The organism is Streptococcus ictaluri 707-05 (assembly GCF_000188015.2).
Taxonomy (GTDB): domain Bacteria; phylum Bacillota; class Bacilli; order Lactobacillales; family Streptococcaceae; genus Streptococcus; species Streptococcus ictaluri.
The window spans coordinates 102,127-121,610 of sequence record NZ_AEUX02000006.1 but is presented as its reverse complement, the minus strand read 5'-3'; the positions used below and the strand labels follow the sequence as shown (position 1 = coordinate 121,610).

Sequence of the window (19,484 nt, the reverse complement as noted above, 5' to 3'; positions counted from 1 at the left end):
GCCTCCTATTTATAGTAGTTAAATCTTTTTTCAACACGTTTGGATAACAGTGTGACTAGACCGATTAAAAGTAAGTAAATCAAACCAGCAATAAACATAGGTGCTAAAGTGGCATCTCTATTAGCCGCTGTCTTACTAGCCAATAATAAGTCTCCTACCCCTAAAACATAGACTAAAGAAGAGTCTTTGACCAAATTAATGACTTCATTAAAAACACTTGGTAAAACAATTTTGAAGACCTGAGGAAATATCACATAGCGTACGGTCTGAAAATGATTTAATTTCAAGACTTTAGCAGCCTCATATTGCCCCATCGGAATGGCTTCAATACCACCACGGAAAATCTCAGCAAAATAGGCAGCGTAATTTAAAGTGAAAGCAAGAATAGCTGCTGGTAAGCGGTCAAATGTAATTCCTACACTTGGCAAAACATAATAAACAAAAATCAGTTGTAAGAGTAAGGGAGTCCCTCTCATTATCCAAACATATAGAGTTAATAACCACTGAAGAGGTTTAAAATTAACTTTCATTAGAAAAGCAAAAAAAGCTCCTAAAGGAATAGATAATAAGATTACAATGAAAAAGACTTGTAAGGTAACAAAGGCCCCTTCTATTAAACTGGGTAAAACTTGCAATATATAAGTCATGTCATCTCCTAGCAAACAATAGTTTCTCTATTATACCAAAAATGCACTATTTTGGGAATTTTTTTATAAAAATACAACCAGAAGACTGGTTGCGTATTATTATCAAATTTTCTTAACAAATTCTGATTTTAACTTCATAGCTCCGAAGCCGTCGATTTTACAATCAATATTGTGGTCACCTTCAACTAATCGGATGGTTTTTACACGAGTTCCTTGTTTAAGGTCTTTTGGAGCACCTTTAACTTTAAGATCTTTGATTACAGTAATAGTATCCCCATCAGCAAGCTTAACACCATTACTATCTAAAACAACTAAACCTTCTTCTTCAGCTGCTTCTTCTCCTGGTGTCCATTCAAAAGCACACATAGGGCAAATTAGTAATAAACCATCCTCATACACGTACTCTGAATTACATTGCAAACAATTTGGTAATGACATCTTGATCTCCTAAATAACTTAATGTTAATATTTTACTGTAGAAAAGCTGATTTGACAAGATGAATACGTTACCAAAATGAATTAAAGCATCTAAAAAAGGTATCTCTGTTCAGATACCTTTTAAAAAATTTACTCAACGGTTACTGCTTTTGCCAAATTACGAGGTTTGTCAACATCAAGTCCACGTTGTAAAGAAGCGTAGTAGGCAATCAACTGTGTTGGGATGACCATACCAATCGTCGCTAAGAATGGATGAACCTTATTAACGATAATATCGTCTCCTTTACGTTCTAAACCTTCCTCAACTATCGTAAGAACTTTAGCTCCTCGCGCAGCTACTTCTTGAATATTTCCACGTGTATGAGAAGCTACAACCTCGTTTGAGGAAATTAACCCAATAACAGGAGTCCCATCTTCAATAAGTGAAATAGTTCCATGCTTCAATTCACCTGCTGCAAAACCTTCACATTGAATATAAGAAATTTCTTTTAATTTTAGAGAAGCTTCCATAGCAACATAGTAATCATTACCACGACCGATATAAAAAGCATTTCGTGTCTTTGCTAGAAGATCTTGTACTTTTTCAGCAATGAGGTCTTTTTCAGACAAGGTTGCCTCAATAGATTGAGCCACAATTGACAACTCATGGACTAAATCAAAATCAATCGCTTCTTGTTTGCCATTGGCTTCTCCAACAGCCTTGGCTAAGAAGGCTAAAGTCGCTACTTGCGCTGTGCAAGCTTTGGTTGAAGCTACCGCAATCTCAGGTCCTGCATGTAAAAGCAAGGTATAGCTAGCTTCACGTGATAAGGTAGAACCAGGAACGTTTGTGATGGTTAAGCTAGGAATACCCATTTGATTAGCTTTCACCAAGACTTGTCGGCTATCGGCTGTTTCACCCGACTGACTTAACAGAATGAAAAGAGGCTTCTTACTCAATAAGGGCATATGATAACCCCATTCTGAAGAGACACCTAATTCCACTGGTGTATCGGTCAATTTCTCAAGCATAGATTTTGAAGCAAAACCAGCATGATATGATGTTCCTGCAGCTAAAATATAAATGCGGTCAGCCTCCTGAATAGAAGCAATAATAGCAGGATCAATGACCATGTTACCATCTTCATCAGCATATTTAGAAATGAGTTTGCGCATAACACTTGGTTGCTCATCAATTTCTTTAAGCATGTAGTATGGATAAGTTCCCTTGCCAATATCTGATAAATCAAGCTCAGCAGTATAAGAATCACGTTCAACCTGATTGCCATCATAATCTGTAATCGTTACTGAATCTTTAGTCAAAACAACCAATTCTTTATCATGAATCTCCATGAACTCACTTGTTTCTCTAATCATCGCCATCGCATCTGAACAAACCATGTTGTAGCCTTGACCCAAACCAATCAATAAAGGAGATTTGTTTTTGGCAACGTAGATTGTTTCTGTGTCCTCGCTATCTACCAAGGCAAAAGCATAGGAACCTTCAATCAGTGACAAGGCTTTTTTAAAGGCTTCTAAAACAGGCAATTTGTCTTCTTCAACAAACTTACCAATCAAATGAATGGCAATTTCTGTATCTGTTTGACCTTTAAAGTTATGATCAGAAAGATAAGTTTCCTTGATTTGTAGATAATTTTCAATAACACCGTTATGAACTAATGCAAAACGACCTGTTTGAGAGTGATGAGGATGTGCATTATGCTCAGTTGCTTGACCATGAGTCGCCCATCTGGTATGTCCAATACCCATTGTTCCAGCAACATCAATACCAATTTTAGAACGTAAATCAGCAATACGACCAACGGATTTTATTAAATTGGATTGCTTATCATTCGCAACGAAGATTCCTGCTGAATCATAACCACGATACTCAAGCTTTTCAAGCCCTTGCATCAAGATGTCTGTCGCATTTCGATTGCCAACAACTCCAACGATTCCACACATGTATTTATACCCTAGTAAGTTAACTTACTACTTTCTCTCATAATTATTTAAAATTGGTATAGATAACTAAATACCTATAAAAACACTATGTTTACAGTATATATTTTTATTTTTTTCTTGTCAATATTTAAATTGGTATAGTCTTTTTTAGCAAAAAAATAGAGTAGTCAGAAAACTACTCTACTTCTACAAAACCAAACTCTTTTAGAGGTAAGACCCTAAAAGTCACTAAGCCTTTTATTTGTGAGGCATCAATTAGCCCAAATTGACGACTATCTTTTTGATTTCTTCGGTTATCATTTAAGAGAAGGTACTTGCCTTTAGGGACACTTTCGTATTTGCCAGATGTGATTGTTGTGATAGTAAAATCATCTGTGTAAAGCGATCCCGGCTCTGCTTTATTGAGAAAAGACATTTTCATATCTTCAAGATAAGATTGTGACTCTACCATATTATTCAAATAAAAGATATCGTCCATATAAGTCACACTATCACCCTCAAGAGCAATGACACGACTCACATATTCTTTTTTACCTACTTTATAAACAACAAAATCCTTATATTTTGGCGCTATATTTTTTTTAATGGTTATAAGGTCACCACTTTTTAAGTAAGAATTGGCTGTCTCAGGTATTACTCGAAAGGTCGAAAAGACAAAAATTCGTAATAAAATAGCACCTACAATGACTATCAATAATAATAATATATTTCTTATAAAATCTCGTTTTACCATAATAACTCCTAGTCTATTACTTTATTATAACATGAGATGAAGAATAAAAAAAGTCAGTAAGCTAGGAATGCCTAAATAAGTAATAGTCACTTTTAAAGAAAAAAACAACCTCATTATACAATGAGGTTGTTTATGAGATGGATTATTTTACAGTACGTACACGCATAGTGTTAGTACCACCTGTACCTACAGGTACACCAGCAACAATAACAATGTTGTCGCCTGATTGTACTAAACCATTTTCAAGAGCAACACGCTCTGCTACTTCAAACATGTCATCAGTTGATGCTGGTCTTTCTGCAAGAAGTGGAATAACTCCCCAGTTAATCATCAATGAACGTTGTACTTTTTCATCAAATGTAACGGCAAGAATATCAGCATCTGGACGGAATTTCGAGATAGCACGAGCAGTATTACCTGTTTCAGTGATGGTAACAACTAGCTTGATATCCATTGAATGAGTAGCATCTTTAACAGCTGAAGCGATAACATCTGTTTTATTAGTACGTGGGAAAGCAGATGAATCTAAACGACTATATTCATTAAGAAGTGTTTGTGCATTACGGTCAATTGTAGCCATTGTACGAACAGATTCAACTGGGTATTTACCGTTAGCTGATTCCCCTGAAAGCATTGTTGCATCAGTACCATCGATAACCGCGTTGAAGACGTCAGATACTTCTGAACGTGTTGCACGTGGTTTTTCAGTCATTGTTTCAAGCATGTTTGTTGCTGTAATAACTGCTTTACCAGCTGCATTTACTTTAGTAATAATCATTTTTTGGAAAACTGGAACCATTTCAAATGGTACTTCAATACCCATGTCACCACGAGCAATCATGATACCATCCGAAGCTTCAATGATTTCATCAAGGTTATCAATACCTTGTTGGTTCTCAATTTTAGCAAATAATTGAACATGCTCGTTTCCAGTTTCACGACAGATATCGCGCACTTCTTCAACATCTTTTGCTGTACGAACAAATGAAATCGCGATGAAGTTAAGTCCTTGTTCAAGTCCAAAACGAATGTCTGCATTGTCACGTTCTGCAAGTGCTGGGAAAGGAATCTTAGTGTTTGGAATGTTAACACCTTTTTGTTTAGCAATAATGCCATCATTTTCAACTTCAACAATAAATTCACGAGTTGAAATATCTTTTTCAATGACTTTCAAACCAAGTTTACCATCATCAATAAGGATAGTATGACCTACTTCTACTTTGTCATAGATATCAAGACTTCCTGCAACGCTCAATGCAATAACATCACGAGTTGATTGAATACATTGAGTAGTAGCAACACGGATTTTTTCACCCGTAAGGTAAGCATACTCTTTAGCAGCATCAGCAAAAAGTTCTGTACGCATTTCTGGACCTTTTGTATCCAATAGGAAGCCAACTTTTTGACGAGCAATTTCTTCTGCACGGCGAACAGTAGCCATACGGTCACCTTGTTCTTTATGGTCACCGTGTGAAAAATTGAAACGGAAGACATTAGCGCCAGCTTCAATCAATTCAGCAATTTTTTTAGCTGATTCTTCAACGTCAAGTTGTCCAGCCCAGTAGCCGTCCTCACCGTATTTTTTACCACCACGGATTTCAACCGCAGGACCAAGTGTTGCAACGATTTTTACGCGTTTATTCATTTTACTATGACACTCCCTTATTTTTTTGTCAAAAATTGACGATTTACACTTTTAACGACTCTTATTGTGATAATGAACGATTTAAAATCGCAAAATCCAAACAAGCTTTGTGTGGATTATTCACAATAATTTTACCCTCTTCAGTTAGGCTAAATAAGGCACCTTCTTTTGCTGAACCAAGAATTGGACTTTCTACCAACTCCTCATTATGAATACCTACAGCCAAACCTCCCTTACCTTCTTTAAGTAATTCGACAGCGTGTGCTCCCATCCAAGATGCAATAACACGGTCACGCGCAGTTGGAGAACCACCACGTAGGATGTGCCCTAAATTTGTCACACGAAGGTCACTGGTATCACCAGCTTCTTTCAATTTTTCAGCAAAAGCTTGTCCACTCATGACACCTTCTGCTAAAACGATGATATGGTGATTTTTTCCTTTGTTTTCAAAATCGTACTTAATCGTTGAAACGACTTTTTCAATATCAAATTCTTCTTCAGGAACAATAATCTGGTCAGCTCCACTTGCAATACCTGCCCAAAGAGCAATATCACCAGCGTTACGTCCCATAACCTCAACAACAAAGGTACGTCCGTGACTTGATGAGGTATCACGTAGCTTATCAATAGCTTCAACAGCAGTGTTTACAGCTGTATCAAAACCAATTGTATAGTCAGTTCCTGCAATGTCATTATCAATTGTACCTGGGATACCTACAGCCGGGAAACCATGTTCTGTTAGGCGCATTGCACCATGGTAAGAACCGTCTCCACCAATCACAACTACTCCTTCAATTCCATGCTTTTTAAGTTGTTCGATACCAGCCAGTTGACCTTCAACTTTAGCAAATTCAGGATAACGTGCGGAATATAGGAAAGTTCCTCCGCGTGAAATTTTATCACCAACACCCTTTGAACCTAATGGGAAAATATCTCCGTCAACCATACCTGCGTAGCCACGGTTAATACCACAAACTTCCATTCCTTCTGAAATTGCTTTACGAACAACTGCACGAATAGCAGCATTCATCCCAGGAGCGTCACCGCCACTAGTTAAAACAGCAATACGTTTCATTCTTTGGTACTCCTTTAATTAATTTAACGTTTTAATTATAGCACATTCGATTGCAAATTACTTCACTAATTCACTATTTTTATCGAAAAACCGTTTTCAAAACGTAGCTTTGGAGCTTTTCTTCTAACTCAGGTGTAACACTCACTTTCAAGTTATTTATCTCTATCGTTTCTTTTTCTTCTTGGTAGTGAATCACCACTTGGCTATCTCCTGGAAAGTCACCTAATACTTGAGACAACTCTTGATCAAATTGATGATTCTTAACTAACAACCATAATTTTTTTTGATTTGCCAGTGTCACTTCTTGTCCCACTAACTGAAGTCGTCCGTCTCTTTCTTTTACTCTACCACTAATATAATACAACTCTCCTTCTTTCAAAAGAGATTTCATAAGACTAAATTGTTCAGGAAAGAGTGTCACTTCTAGCTTCTTTTTAGTATCATTGACCGTTAGAAATGCCATTTGCTGACCACTTGTTTTTGTTCGAATGATTTTGATAGTTTCTAGTTGGACTAAAACCTTAGCTTGGCTGTCTTTAACTAATTTCACTATAGGTGTAAAGGAGTCTTTATTTCTCTCGGCAATAGCCGTTAAAGGATGCTTGCTAACGCCTACTCCTAATAACTCTTGTTCCAAATAATATTTTTCTGTTGGTGAATAATCCTCTACTTCTGACCAATTAAAAGAAGAGTCTGCAAATAAAGAGCCTAATTCATTAACAAAAACCAAGAGCTCTTCTAGATTACCAATTATTTTTTTCCTATTTTTTTCAAAGTTGTCAAATAATCCAATATTAACCAAAGGCTCAATAAAGCTCGCTTTCTGGTATTTCAGAGGAGTGCGTGTTAAAAAGTCTTCAATGCTCTTAAAGGGACGGTTTTCAATAATCCAATAAGCAAAATCTCTAGGTAAACCTTTGACGTTTTTTAGGCCCATATATATTGTATTTTTAGCAATCTTATCAGTAAATGGAATTGTATTAAGGGATAAAGAACCAATTTGAAAGTCAGATTCTAGTGCATCTGTAATATAATCGCTACTAGAATAGTTCATCATAATGTCAAAAAAGTCTTCTGGATAATGGGTTTTGAAATAGGCTAATTGAAAAGCTAAGGCGGAATAGGCAAAGGCATGACTACGGTTGAAGCCATAACCAGCAAATTTTTCCATGCGTTTAAAGAGTAATTGACTGACTTCTTCTTTTCTACCAAGTTTTCTGGCGCCTGCTAAAAAGTCTTCTTCCATTTTTTTCATTTCAAAAGCATTTTTTTTAGACATGGCACGGCGCAAAAGATCAGCTTTTCCTAAACTAAATCCTGCATAGACTTGTGCTATCTGCATGACCTGCTCTTGATATAACATAATGCCATAAGTGGGCTCTAAAATCGGAGCAACAATAGGATCGATTAAATCTATCTTCTCAAGTCCTCTACGACGTTTAATGAAGTTGTTGGTATAGTCACTAGCTCCTGGTCTGTTAAGACTTGTGGTTGCTACAATCTCTTCAAATTTAACTGGTTTAATGCGTTTTAGTAAGCTAATAGCACCATTTTGTTCAAATTGAAAAATTCCTTTAGTATCCCCTCTTGCAAACAATTGAAGGGTCTCTGAATCCTCTAGATCAATAGCTGATATGTCAATGCTGATGCCATAGTCTATAGCCACTTTTTCTTGCATTTTTTGTACAAAGGTTAAGTTTCTCAGTCCCAAAAAATCCATTTTCAAGAGTCCATTAGCTTCTACAGCTTGAGCATCATACTGTGTGATCATCATATCCTCGCCATTTTTAAGCGGAATATGATCTGTTAGATTATCATCACTCATGACTATACCTGCTGCATGAATAGAGGTTTGTCTTGGTTTTCCCTCTATCCGTCTAGCCATTTCAAAAGCTTTTTGATACTCAAGACGACTTGTTATGACTTGTCGAAAAGCCATGTTTTTCTCATAGACACTATCTAGTGTATCTCGAAAACCAATTTTCTTAGTTAGATGACTCAATTCATATTCTGGAACACCGAAGCGCTTAAAGACATCTCGAATGGCTTGTTTAGGCCCAAAAGTAGAAAATGTCACAATTTGTGCAGAATGTTGGCTTCCGTAACGGTTTCTCACATAGTGAAGAAATTCTGTGCGATAAATATCTGGCATGTCAATATCTATATCTGGCATGCTGTAGCGCTCTTTATTTAGAAAACGTTCAAAGAGCAAATTATTGGCCACGGGATCAATACCAGTAATTTGAAGCGCAAAAGCTACCAAACTACCCGCTGCTGATCCTCGGCCCATTCCCATATAATAGCCTTTGCTGCGTCCAAAACGCACTAAGTCCCAGACAATCAAAAAGTAATCCTCAAATCCCATCTCTGAAATGACAGATAGCTCATGATTTAAACGACTTTGATAAGGTTCACGCCATAAGTTACGTTTCTCCAAGCCTTCTTGTGTCCGCTGTCTCAGTTCTTCTTTGGCAGACTTATCTCGATTAAATCTAGGGAGCTTTAAATCCGTGTCAAAGTCGTATGAGATGGCCGAAATTAACAGACTTAAATTGATTAAAGATTGAGGGCAAAGCTGTTCAAAATAGTCCGTCATTTCTTGACAACTTTTCAAAGACTGTCCATTTGGCACTAATGCTGTTTCTGATAAGGTAACATTATCTCTAATAGCATGTAACACTTGTAACGTTTCTGTTTCTTGTTCTGAAAAGTAACGAACAGTTGGCAAAGGAATTACTTTTGACAAATCAACATTTCCTAGAGGAACTCCCTTTTCGTCAATACCAATATAGAAATCAAAAGGAAATCTTAGCTCATCTGTGTACTGTTGAGGAGCCAAAATAAGAGCAATTCCTTCTAAGAGCTGTAGAAATTTATCACTTGTTAGTGTTCCAGACATTTTCTCTGTAGACACTTTTAACAAGTTTGTATAGCCTGTATTTGTTTTGGCGATTAATCTAAAATCATAACTTTGATCAAACCAATCTAATGTTAAATCAAGTCCTAAAACTGGCTTTAGACCTTTATTGTGACAAGCTCTAATAAAGTGAAAAGCTCCATAGAGATTATCTTTATCCATTATTCCGATGCTTTGATATCCTAAAAGCTTAGCTTGATTGATATAGTTTTCTAAATCCACTAAACTATCCAAAAAGGAATAAACGGTCTTTGTATCTAACTGAGCAAACATTGTCCCCTCCCAAGTAATTCTTAATTCTATTATACTATGAAACTGACTTTGATGCTCTACTTTTCATTTTCAATGATATCATCTGATTTTTTAAGATTAATATAGGAATAAAAAGCACTAAAACTTGACATTTGTCTTGTTTTTCTGTACCATTTAAATAGTACAAACTTAAAAACTAAAACTTAGCAGAGAGGAGACCTCATGTCTTGGAAATTTGATGAAAAATCTCCCATTTATGCTCAAATTGCGCAGCATGTGATGATGCAAATCATCAGTCAAGAAATCAAAAGCGGAGAACAACTTCCAACTGTACGAGAGTACGCTGAAATTGCAGGCGTCAATCCTAATACCATGCAACGTGCTTTCACAGAACTTGAGCGTGAAGGGGTGGTATATTCCCAACGTACAGCTGGACGCTATGTCACTGATGATCAGGAGCTGATTGCTAGCAAGAGGCACGCCATAGCCATGAAAGAACTAGATTCTTTTGTTAAAAACATGACTAAAATTGGCTTTAATCGTTCTGAAATTCTACCTGTCTTATCAAGCTTTTTAAAGGAGGCTTCAAATTAATGGCACAATTATTACAATTGCATCATGTTTCAAAATCCTTCAGAGGTAAATTAGCCATCGACGACTTAACCCTCACTATTCCAGCTGGTAAAATTGTCGGTCTTTTAGGACCAAATGGCAGTGGTAAAACTACTTTAATTAAAATGATCAATGGACTTTTACAAGCAAATAAAGGTGATATAGTCATTGATGGCTACCGCCCTTCAGTCGAAACCAAAAAAATTATTTCTTATTTGCCAGATACTACTTATCTCAATGAAAACATGAAAATCAAAGAAATGTTAGACTATTTTGAAGATTTTTATTCAGACTTTGACCGCTCTAAAGCTGGTAGCCTTTTACGTGATTTGCATTTAGATCCTGAGGAACGCTTTAAAAATCTGTCAAAAGGAAATAAAGAAAAAGCGCAATTAATCCTGGTTATGAGTCGTAAAGCCAAGCTCTATATTCTTGATGAGCCTATTGGAGGGGTTGACCCCGCAGCAAGAGAATATATTCTTCGCACTATTATTAATAACTACTGTGAAGAGGCTTCTGTCATCATTTCTACTCACCTTATTTCTGATATTGAACCTATACTTGATGAGGTTATCTTTTTAAAAAATGGTAAAGTCTGTTTAACGGGCAATGCTGATGATTTAAGAGAAACACATCAGAAATCAATTGATTCTCTTTTCAGAGAGACCTACAAAGTATAGGAGGATATCATGTTTGGAAAATTATTAAAGTATGAGTTCAAATCAATTGGCAAATGGTATTTTGCATTGAATGCCGCTATTATAGCTATTGCCTGCCTACTTTCTCTAATACTAAAACGTATCTTTATTTCTCAGGATGAATATAATATGGCTTACAATTTTGGTTCCAGTATTAGTGGTAAAATGGTTCCATTGGCACTCTCATTAACCTTCGGTGCCCTTATTGCAGGTTCTTTACTTTCTACCTTGTTAATTATCATTAACCGCTTCAGTAAAAATATTTTTGGTCGTCAAGGTTATCTAACCTTAACACTTCCAGTTAGCGACCATCAGATTATTCTCTCAAAATGCTTGGTATCTTTTGTCTGCAGTCTCTTTAATTTTCTGATATTAGGTGTGGCAATTGTTATTCTAGTGATTCCAATAGTTGGAGCCAAAGAAGCCTTTGATTTTCTAAAAGAAGGCTTTACTTCTGCCCATCTCAGCAATAGTTTATTAATACTTCTTTATTTTTTAACCTCTTACTTAGCTGGTATTTTACTGATTTATTTGGCTATTTCAATCGGTCAACTTTTCTCAAATAAGAGAGGTTTAATGGCATTCATTGCTTACTTTACACTTTCTATTCTGATTAGCTTAGCCTTAACTTATATCAACACTCAACTGTTTGGAATTGATACCCAAGAAGATAGCTATCCTTTTGGAGAGCAGCAATTACTTTTAATTCTTAGTGCAGAACAGTTTGTTATCACATTAATATCCTATTTTGCAACCCACTTTATTATCAAAAACAAGCTAAATATACAATAAAAGTAAACTAAAAAGGATTAAGTGATTAATCCTTTTTAGTTTAACATCAATGAAATAACCAGGACACTAAATCTTTTCCAAAAATAAAGAGATAGCTATAACCAATAATAGAAATTGGCTTAGTCAGTGCAATTATGGTTATAAAGCGTTTTAAGCTCATATCAGTTAATCCTGTAATCATTACCATAATATCAGCCGGCGAGATTGGTGAAGCCATACAATCAATAAAAAATTTTTCATAGCCTGATGTTTCTAAACGTCTCTCATATTTATAGAACGTTTTCTGATCCATAAAAAGTAAAATAAATTTCCGGCCGTATACTTTAACTAAAAGAAAAAGGATAACACTGCCAATTAATATTCCAATATAGTTGTAAATAAATCCAGCAATCGGTCCAAAAATAAGAAAACCAGCAACTGTTGTGAGTCCACCTAGAATAACAGGAAAAACAATCTGAATGATCTGGACCATAATGAAAATAAGTGGTCCCCAAACTTTGTAATGATGAACCAGGTCTTTCAGGGCATTATTATCGTTTAATATGCCTAATTTATAGAGCCAAAAAGCCAATATAAAGGAAGCTATTAAAGCTAAAATACCTAAAATTTTAATGATTTTTTGCCAAAAAAGGTAAAACTTTGAATTTTCTTTTATCATAATTCAATCATACCACAAGCCTTGTTTTTTTGCTATTTCTAGAGAGTTTTGCTATAATAAATAGGTAAGTAGAAATAACTTCTTATTAAGGGGTTGTTACGGATTCGACAGGCATTATGAGACATGTTTTGCGACCCATCGGCAGATGTAAAATGCCAGTTAAATATAACTGCAAAAAATACAAACACTTACGCTTTAGCTGCCTAAAAACCAGTTAGCGTGACTTCAACAAGATTGCTTGTGTCCTGTTAGAAGTCTCAAAATAACAAGCTACACTAAAGTGATTGCCTAGCCACTTTAGAAGAGCTTTATAGACTCGTCAGCTAAGGGCTTGAGTTATGTGTCACTAGCTGATCAAATTAAGACATAACCTATGGTTGTAGACAAATATGTTGGCAGGTGTTTGGACGTGGGTTCGACTCCCACCAGCTCCATCCCTACTTACTAAAACTTTCTATAAGTTCTTAAAACCTTGTTTAATCAAGGTTTTTTGTTTTAGTTATTTAAATTCAATTTTCCTCTAAAATGAATATTGCAAGAAATCAATGCCTACACTTCTTCATGTCTAAACGTAGCCTGTACAAAAATGTGATATAATGGTAAAAAAGATTAGTTAGGAAGAACATATGAAACGCCAAAAATCCTTATCTTTGATACTCTTGCCTCTACTTAGCTTCAATTTACTTGCGTGTCAAAATCAAAAAAGTAAAGAATCATCTCATAAAAGCATCGAAACACAAAAAAAGTAAGAATTGCTGAGCATCAAGATATAAGATCACATTTTGAAAAAATAAGAATTGCAACTGCTGAAAAGCAATTTCAAGGGAGATCAACTATTGAAGATTTAATCGCACTTTTTGGAACAATTCAACAGCATGAAGAGCGCCCTGCTGGCAGTGTTACTCTCGATTCTTATACATGGGAATTTGATCAGGTTTCTGTCAATGTCAGTCTTTACCAAAACAGTGCTATTGTCAAAACAATTTCAAACTTTGCCTTGGAGCGTGAACTCAATTTATCAAAAAAAGAGTATCAGAAATTAAGAAAAGGAATGAACTATGAAGAAGCTAAGAAAATCCTAACTCAACCTGATAACTATAGCCAAGCAGCATCAAGCGATAAAGAAAGTCTACAAGCGGTTTGGATTAGTGGTTTAAAAACGCATGCGCAAGGCGCTCATATATCACTTCTTTTCGAAAACAATCAATTAGTGGAAATGTCTCAAATTGGCTTAACCGACTAAGATTGGACAAATAAGAAAAAAGCCTATTGAAACAGGCTTTTTTCTTATTTCAATCCACCTTGAGGGAATCGAACCCCCATCTCAAGAACCGGAATCTTACGTGATATCCATTACACTAAAGGTGGCAATACCTCAATAGTATACCATAATTCCACAAATTTTAAAATAAGATCAGAGAGAAAAAAGAAAAAGTTGAGCTAAAGCCCAACTTTTCTTTTATTACAATTCAATATCGCCAAATAAATCAGCCATTGAGAATCCAGTTTGAGTTTCTGGAAGTTCGTAGTCACGTTTTGCTTCGCGTTTTGGACGACGAGGACGTGATTGGCGTTTTTCTTCTTTGTTTTCACCTTCAGCTTGTGCTGGACGCTCTTCAAGAGCTTTGATAGAAAGTGATACACGTTCATCAGCAGCATTTACTTCAAGAACCTTAACAGTAACTTCTTGACCTACAGAAAGTACATCTTTTGGATTTTCAACACGTTTGTGAGAAATTTGTGAAATGTGAACAAGTCCATCAATTCCAGGTAATACTTCTACAAAAGCACCAAAGTCTATCAAACGTTTTACTTTGCCTTCAACGACATCGCCTTGAGCAAGTTTTTGTTCAACACCATCCCATGGTCCAGGTGTTGTCGCTTTAAGAGAAAGTGATACACGACCAGCTTCTTCATCAATTGAAAGAACTTTAACTTCAACTTCTTCACCAACAGAAACAACTGATTTAGGTGAAACGTTACGTTCGTGTGACAATTCAGTCACGTGAACAAGTCCATCAACACCACCAAGGTCGATAAAAGCACCAAAGCTAGTTAGGCGAGCAACTGTACCAGTGACAACTGAACCTTCTGAAAGTTTAGAGAAGACTTCAGTACGAGCTTCTTTAGCAGCTTCTTCAATAACTTCACGACGTGACAAGATGAAACGGTTTTCTGCTACATCAACTTCTTTGATTTTAGCATCAAATTCTTGACCAACAAATTTTTCAGTGTTACGTACAAAACGTGTATCAATCATTGAAGCAGGGATAAATCCACGAAGTCCTTCAAACTCAACTGAAAGGCCACCTTTAACAGCACGGGTACCTTTAACAGTAAGAACTTCACCTTCACGACCAACAAGTTTGTCCCAGGCTTTGCGAGCTTCCAAACGTTTTTTAGATACTAGGAAAGTAACTGTATCAGTATCTTTACCTACTACTTGACGAAGAACAAGTACTTCAACTGTGTCGCCAGCTTTAACAAAGTCGTTGATATCAGCATCACGATCGTTAGTCAATTCACGAAGTGTCAAGACACCTTCAACACCAGTTCCTTCGATAACAACGTTTGCTTGACCGTTATCAACTGTTAAAACTTCCGCAGTGACAACATCACCAGGGTTCACTTCGCTAACACTGTTTAGCAAATCTTCAAATTCATTCATTCTAAAAAATCCTCCAACAAAAGCTAGCTGATGCTAGCTTTTGTTAACAATATATTTTCTCAAGGTAACCCGCAACGACAACAACTCTTATCTTTGACGGTCTCAGGGAGCACCTGATACCTCTGACTGGGGTAGCTGGATTCGAACCAACGCATGAGGGAGTCAAAGTCCCTTGCCTTACCGCTTGGCTATACCCCAAACTTACTTAGAAATCTAATAATTTTCATAGAACTATCTAATCTCAAGTAATGGAAAGAGAGGGATTCGAACCCCCGAACCCGAAGGAGCGGATTTACAGTCCGCCGCGTTTAGCCTCTTCGCTATCTTTCCGTAACAACAAAAACTATTCTACCATAGTTTTTGTGAGCTTGCAAGTGTTTTTACTTAATTTTAATGATTCAAATTGTAGTTTTCAATAATATTCTCAACCGCTTGTTCAAGCGTTTTGAAGAAGGCATCAACACTGTCGTTTTTCAATACAGCAAACTTATCATCTAACTCTGCAATTTCACCAACTAGTCGTTTTCCGATATGTAATTGGTACCCATCTATTTGAGTATTATTAAGAGTTACTTTATGGTCCATTAATTGAATTTCAATTTTTTTATCTTTTTTGCTCATCACATTACCTCACTTTGTCTATTTTACACAAAATTAAAAAAGCTTGCAAGAGCAAGCTTTTAATTTAATCAACTTTAACAATCCAGCCTTCAGGCGCTTCAATATCACCAAACTGAATCCCAACAAGCTCGTTATAAAGTCGTTTCGTAACTGGTCCTACTTCTGTCTCACTATAAAAGACATGGCGTTTTCCACGATACTGAATACCACCAATTGGAGAAATAACAGCTGCTGTTCCACAAGCCCCAGCTTCAATAAATTTATCCAACTCATCAATGGCCACATCACCTTCAATAGCAGTCATTCCAAGACGCTCTTCTGCCAATTGTAACAATGAATACTTGGTAATAGATGGCAAAATAGATGGGCTTAGTGGTGTGATAAATTCGTTATTTGCTGTAATTCCAAAGAAGTTAGCTGCTCCAACTTCTTCAATTTTGGTATGTGTGGCAGGATCTAGGTAAATCACATCTGAGTAACCAGCTTCCTTAGCAGTTTTACCTGGCAATAAGCTTCCTGCGTAGTTTCCACCAACTTTTGCAGCACCTGTTCCATATGGGGCTGCTCTGTCAAACTCTTCTGAAACAATGAAGTTGGTTGGAGCTAAGCCACCTTTGAAATAATTACCTACTGGCATAGCAAAGATAGTAAAAATATATTCAGTTGCTGGTTTAACTCCGATAATGTCTCCAACACCGATTAATAAAGGTCTTAAATAGAGCGTCGCACCTGTTCCATATGGCGGTACAAAAGCTTCATTTGCTTTAACCACTTGCTTAACGGCATCAATAAACTGTTCCGTTGGAACTTGTGGCATCAGCAAGCGATCAGCAGTTGCTTGAAGTCTTGCCGCATTGCGATCAGGTCTAAATAATTGAATTGACCCCTCTTTTGTTCGGTAAGCTTTTAAGCCTTCAAAAGCTTGTTGACCGTAATGTAGAGCTGGTGAACTTTCAGAAATATGTAAGGTCGCATCTTCTGTTAACTGACCTTGGTCCCATTGGCCATCTTTATAATATGAAATGTAACGAAATGGTAATTTGTGATATTCAAACCCTAAGTTTTCCCAATCAATTGTTAATGTCATTATTATTCCTCTTTTCTTTTTAAATGTAATGATTAATTAAAATAATACTGGCACCCTATTTTAAAGGCGTTTTGCAGAGAAAACTTCCTGTTCAGATATGGTATCTGAAATAAAGGATCCATTGCTAGTTCGTTCAGAAAGTGGCAAGCTTTCTAAATTAATCTGATATTCTTGCCCTGTTTTACTTAAAACAAGTAACTTTTGGTCACTTATATTTTCCTCAGAAACTTCAGTAAATAAATCAAAGACGTCTGAGTTAGAAGCTGATTGCACCATGCCCGCATAAAAGACTCGATGTGGCTTGGCTTTTAGTTCTCTTAATACTAATAAGCCACGGTTGGCACGACTTGTTTGAGGAATATCAGAAAGAGCCACACGTTTTAAGGCACCTCGTTGAGTTAAGACAAAGAAACTATCACCACTTACGATTAATGCTGCGCTAAGCCTATCGTGTTCTTTTAGATTAATACCTTTTACTCCTGCTGATTTTAAGCCCTGTTGGGGAACATCTTGGCTAGAAAAACGAAGAGCATAACCATGTTGTGTGATTAAAAGTAAATCTTCCATCACAATTGATGATATCTTGATGACTTCGTCTTGACTATCTTTTAGCTTAATATACTTAGTAGACTTGGATTTGTAAGTTCTCCAAGGACTCAAATATTTTCGTTCCAAGCGTTTAACAAAACCATTTGCCGTAACTGCCACATACTGACCTTGATCAAAACCTTGAAGAATTTCAGCATGTAAGATAGTTTCGTCAGTCGCAAAATTAACTATAGTCTGTGATAAATGCTCTCCAATCTCTTTCCATCTTAAATCCACTAATTCATGAACAGGTCTATAAATGACATTTCCCATATTGGTAAATAACAAAAGATGCTCGGTGGTCTTAGCTTGCTGTACCATTAAGAGGTCATCGTCATCTTTTTTTCCAATTTCATCAATACTTGACGCATTAAAAGATCGTGGACTCGTGCGCTTAATATAACCGCCTTTTGTCACACTGACAACAGTCTCTTCCTCTAAGATTAGGCTCGCTGAATCAATCTCAATGGTCTGACTTTCGGCTTGTAACTCAGAAAGACGAGGGTTAGCAAATCTCTTTTTAACCTCTCGCAACTCACGTTTCATGACGTTATACATGGTCGCCTCATCACCAATAATAGCTGAAAGCGTTGTGATTAGCTGACGCAATTCTTCTTCTTCTTTTTGAAGCGTCACGATATCAGTATTGGTTAAGCGATAGAGTTGGAGAGTGACAATGGCTTCGGCTTGCTCTTCTGAAAAAGCGTAACTCACTTTCAAGTTTTCTTTGGCGTCACTCTTATTTTCAGAAGCGCGAATAAGCGCTATAATCTCATCTAAAATAGATAAGACACGAATCAGTCCCTCAACGATATGAAGACGCTTTTCGGCCTTGTCTTTATCAAACTTAGAACGTTTGACAATGATTTCACGTCGATGGCTGATATAGCTAGACAAGATTTTTTGAAGTCCAACTTGACGAGGGGTGAAATGATCGATAGCCACCATGTTAAAGTTGTAATTGACTTGGAGGTCTGTATATTTTAACAAGTAATTCAGAATGGTTTGACAATCCGCATCCTTCTTAAGCTCAATGGCAATTCTAAGGCCGGTACGGTCTGATTCATCACGAACTTCAGCAATACCTGGAACTTTATTATTGAAACGGACATCATCGATTTTTTTAACTAAGACAGCCTTGTTAACTTCATAAGGTATTTCTGTAACAACAATTTGTTGCTTACCACCTTTTAGATCTTCAATTTCTGTTCGAGAACGAACAACAACACGACCCTTTCCAGTTTCATAAGCTTTTTTGATTTCATCTTTGCCTTGTATGATCCCCCCCGTTGGAAAATCAGGTCCTGGAAGAAACTCCATCAATTTGTCTAATTTAGCTTTAGGATGGTCAATCATATAAACGACTGCATCAATGACTTCTGAAAGATTGTGAGGCGGAATATCAGTGGCGTAACCAGCTGAAATACCAGATGAGCCATTGACCAAAAGATTAGGAAAAGCTGCAGGTAAAACTGTCGGTTCTTTTTCGGTATCATCAAAATTCCAAGCAAAAGGAACTGTCTTTTTCTCAATATCTTGTAAAAGATAGCCTGCAATTTCTGACAAGCGTGCTTCTGTGTAACGCATGGCAGCTGGTGGGTCACCATCCATCGACCCATTATTCCCATGCATTTCAACAAGAATCTCACGGTTTTTCCAGTTTTGACTCATCCGAACCATGGCATCATAGATAGATGAATCGCCATGAGGATGAAAATTACCCATAATATTTCCGACAGATTTGGCAGATTTACGGTAACCTTTCTCGAAAGTATTGCCGTCCTTATTCATTGAATAAAGAATACGACGTTGAACAGGTTTCAGACCATCCCGAATGTCAGGAAGGGCTCTTTCTTGAATAATATATTTGGAGTAACGCCCAAAGCGCTCTCCCATAATATCTTCAAGAGACATATTTTGAACATTTGACATAAATTAAGATACCAAGCCCGTCAGTTTCCAAGTAAAAATAGGAAATCGCCAGCTCATTCTGATGAGCTAGGAGATTTATCTTTTTGACACAGAAACTAGGGCGGGTTCAATTCCTTTCTTTTGTTTTGAAAAGAGGTAGAATAATTATTAATTGGAATTTGAACTCACCATAGGGTG

At 36.6% G+C, this 19,484-nt stretch carries 15 protein-coding genes, 3 tRNA genes, 1 other RNA gene and 1 pseudogene; 5 read left to right on the top strand and 15 right to left on the bottom strand.

The window, feature by feature from the left end; translation table 11 throughout:
* Window positions 1-5 precede the first annotated feature (5 nt).
* The 7 genes from STRIC_RS05635 to STRIC_RS05605 form a co-directional block, all read right to left on the bottom strand.
* On the bottom strand, window positions 6-647 hold the full coding sequence (locus STRIC_RS05635) for an amino acid ABC transporter permease (RefSeq protein WP_008088711.1): 642 nt from the start codon (window positions 645-647) through the stop codon (window positions 6-8).
* Between the two features lie 102 nt (window positions 648-749).
* Entirely contained in the window at window positions 750-1,085 is a 336-nt protein-coding gene (locus STRIC_RS05630) for a zinc ribbon domain-containing protein YjdM (protein ID WP_008089233.1), read from the bottom strand.
* Between the two features lie 129 nt (window positions 1,086-1,214).
* Window positions 1,215-3,029 carry a glutamine--fructose-6-phosphate transaminase (isomerizing) gene (gene glmS, locus STRIC_RS05625; RefSeq protein ID WP_008089197.1) on the bottom strand — a complete coding sequence of 605 codons (1,815 nt, stop codon included), beginning with the start codon at window positions 3,027-3,029 and terminating at the stop codon, window positions 1,215-1,217.
* A gap of 175 nt (window positions 3,030-3,204) precedes the next feature.
* On the bottom strand, window positions 3,205-3,762 hold the full coding sequence (gene lepB, locus STRIC_RS05620; protein ID WP_008089487.1) for a signal peptidase I: 558 nt from the start codon (window positions 3,760-3,762) through the stop codon (window positions 3,205-3,207).
* Between the two features lie 142 nt (window positions 3,763-3,904).
* Window positions 3,905-5,407 carry a pyruvate kinase gene (gene pyk / locus STRIC_RS05615; RefSeq protein ID WP_008089360.1) on the bottom strand — a complete coding sequence of 501 codons (1,503 nt, stop codon included), beginning with the start codon at window positions 5,405-5,407 and terminating at the stop codon, window positions 3,905-3,907.
* A 61-nt stretch (window positions 5,408-5,468) separates the two neighbouring features.
* Entirely contained in the window at window positions 5,469-6,482 is a 1,014-nt protein-coding gene (gene pfkA / locus STRIC_RS05610; protein WP_008088741.1) for a 6-phosphofructokinase, read from the bottom strand.
* Window positions 6,483-6,561: 79 nt separating this feature from the next.
* Window positions 6,562-9,672 (bottom strand): DNA polymerase III subunit alpha, encoded by a 3,111-nt coding sequence (locus tag STRIC_RS05605; RefSeq protein ID WP_008089567.1) that lies wholly within the window; start codon window positions 9,670-9,672, stop codon window positions 6,562-6,564.
* 201 nt (window positions 9,673-9,873) lie between these two features.
* Between STRIC_RS05605 and STRIC_RS05600 the strand changes: the two genes are divergently transcribed.
* The 3 genes from STRIC_RS05600 to STRIC_RS05590 are packed head-to-tail and all read left to right on the top strand — an operon-like array spanning window position 9,874 to window position 11,753.
* Window positions 9,874-10,245 carry a GntR family transcriptional regulator gene (locus tag STRIC_RS05600; RefSeq protein WP_008088976.1) on the top strand — a complete coding sequence of 124 codons (372 nt, stop codon included), beginning with the start codon at window positions 9,874-9,876 and terminating at the stop codon, window positions 10,243-10,245.
* Window positions 10,245-10,943, top strand: a complete 699-nt coding sequence (locus STRIC_RS05595) for an ABC transporter ATP-binding protein (RefSeq protein WP_008088941.1) — start codon at window positions 10,245-10,247, stop codon at window positions 10,941-10,943. Before STRIC_RS05600 ends, STRIC_RS05595 begins: the two co-directional genes overlap by 1 nt.
* Before the next feature lie 9 nt (window positions 10,944-10,952).
* Window positions 10,953-11,753, top strand: coding sequence for a hypothetical protein (locus STRIC_RS05590; protein ID WP_008089033.1), 801 nt, complete (start codon window positions 10,953-10,955; stop codon window positions 11,751-11,753).
* A gap of 46 nt (window positions 11,754-11,799) precedes the next feature.
* Here the strand turns inward: STRIC_RS05590 and STRIC_RS05585 are convergent, their stop codons facing one another.
* Window positions 11,800-12,411: a TVP38/TMEM64 family protein gene (locus tag STRIC_RS05585; protein WP_008088994.1), complete on the bottom strand. Its 612-nt coding sequence runs from the start codon at window positions 12,409-12,411 to the stop codon at window positions 11,800-11,802.
* Window positions 12,412-12,500: 89 nt separating this feature from the next.
* On the opposite strand from STRIC_RS05585, the gene ssrA reads away from it, so the two are divergent.
* Together ssrA and STRIC_RS05580 are read left to right on the top strand one after the other, a co-directional pair.
* Window positions 12,501-12,848, top strand: a transfer-messenger RNA (tmRNA) gene (gene ssrA, locus STRIC_RS11805).
* A 189-nt stretch (window positions 12,849-13,037) separates the two neighbouring features.
* Window positions 13,038-13,654, top strand: a pseudogene (locus STRIC_RS05580) (DUF3862 domain-containing protein).
* Window positions 13,655-13,707: 53 nt separating this feature from the next.
* Here STRIC_RS05580 and STRIC_RS05575 read toward each other — a convergent pair.
* From STRIC_RS05575 to parC, 7 genes are all read right to left on the bottom strand, one after another.
* A tRNA-Arg gene (locus tag STRIC_RS05575) sits at window positions 13,708-13,779 on the bottom strand.
* A gap of 94 nt (window positions 13,780-13,873) precedes the next feature.
* Window positions 13,874-15,079, bottom strand: a complete 1,206-nt coding sequence (gene rpsA, locus STRIC_RS05570) for a 30S ribosomal protein S1 (protein WP_008089513.1) — start codon at window positions 15,077-15,079, stop codon at window positions 13,874-13,876.
* Window positions 15,080-15,205: 126 nt separating this feature from the next.
* Window positions 15,206-15,277 (bottom strand) — tRNA-Gln (locus STRIC_RS05565).
* A gap of 51 nt (window positions 15,278-15,328) precedes the next feature.
* A tRNA-Tyr gene (locus tag STRIC_RS05560) sits at window positions 15,329-15,409 on the bottom strand.
* Between the two features lie 60 nt (window positions 15,410-15,469).
* Window positions 15,470-15,700 (bottom strand): DUF2969 domain-containing protein, encoded by a 231-nt coding sequence (locus tag STRIC_RS05555; protein WP_008089390.1) that lies wholly within the window; start codon window positions 15,698-15,700, stop codon window positions 15,470-15,472.
* A 64-nt stretch (window positions 15,701-15,764) separates the two neighbouring features.
* Window positions 15,765-16,787 (bottom strand): branched-chain amino acid aminotransferase, encoded by a 1,023-nt coding sequence (locus tag STRIC_RS05550; RefSeq protein WP_008089297.1) that lies wholly within the window; start codon window positions 16,785-16,787, stop codon window positions 15,765-15,767.
* A gap of 60 nt (window positions 16,788-16,847) precedes the next feature.
* Entirely contained in the window at window positions 16,848-19,307 is a 2,460-nt protein-coding gene (parC, locus tag STRIC_RS05545; protein ID WP_008089055.1) for a DNA topoisomerase IV subunit A, read from the bottom strand.
* Window positions 19,308-19,484: the final 177 nt, after the last annotated feature.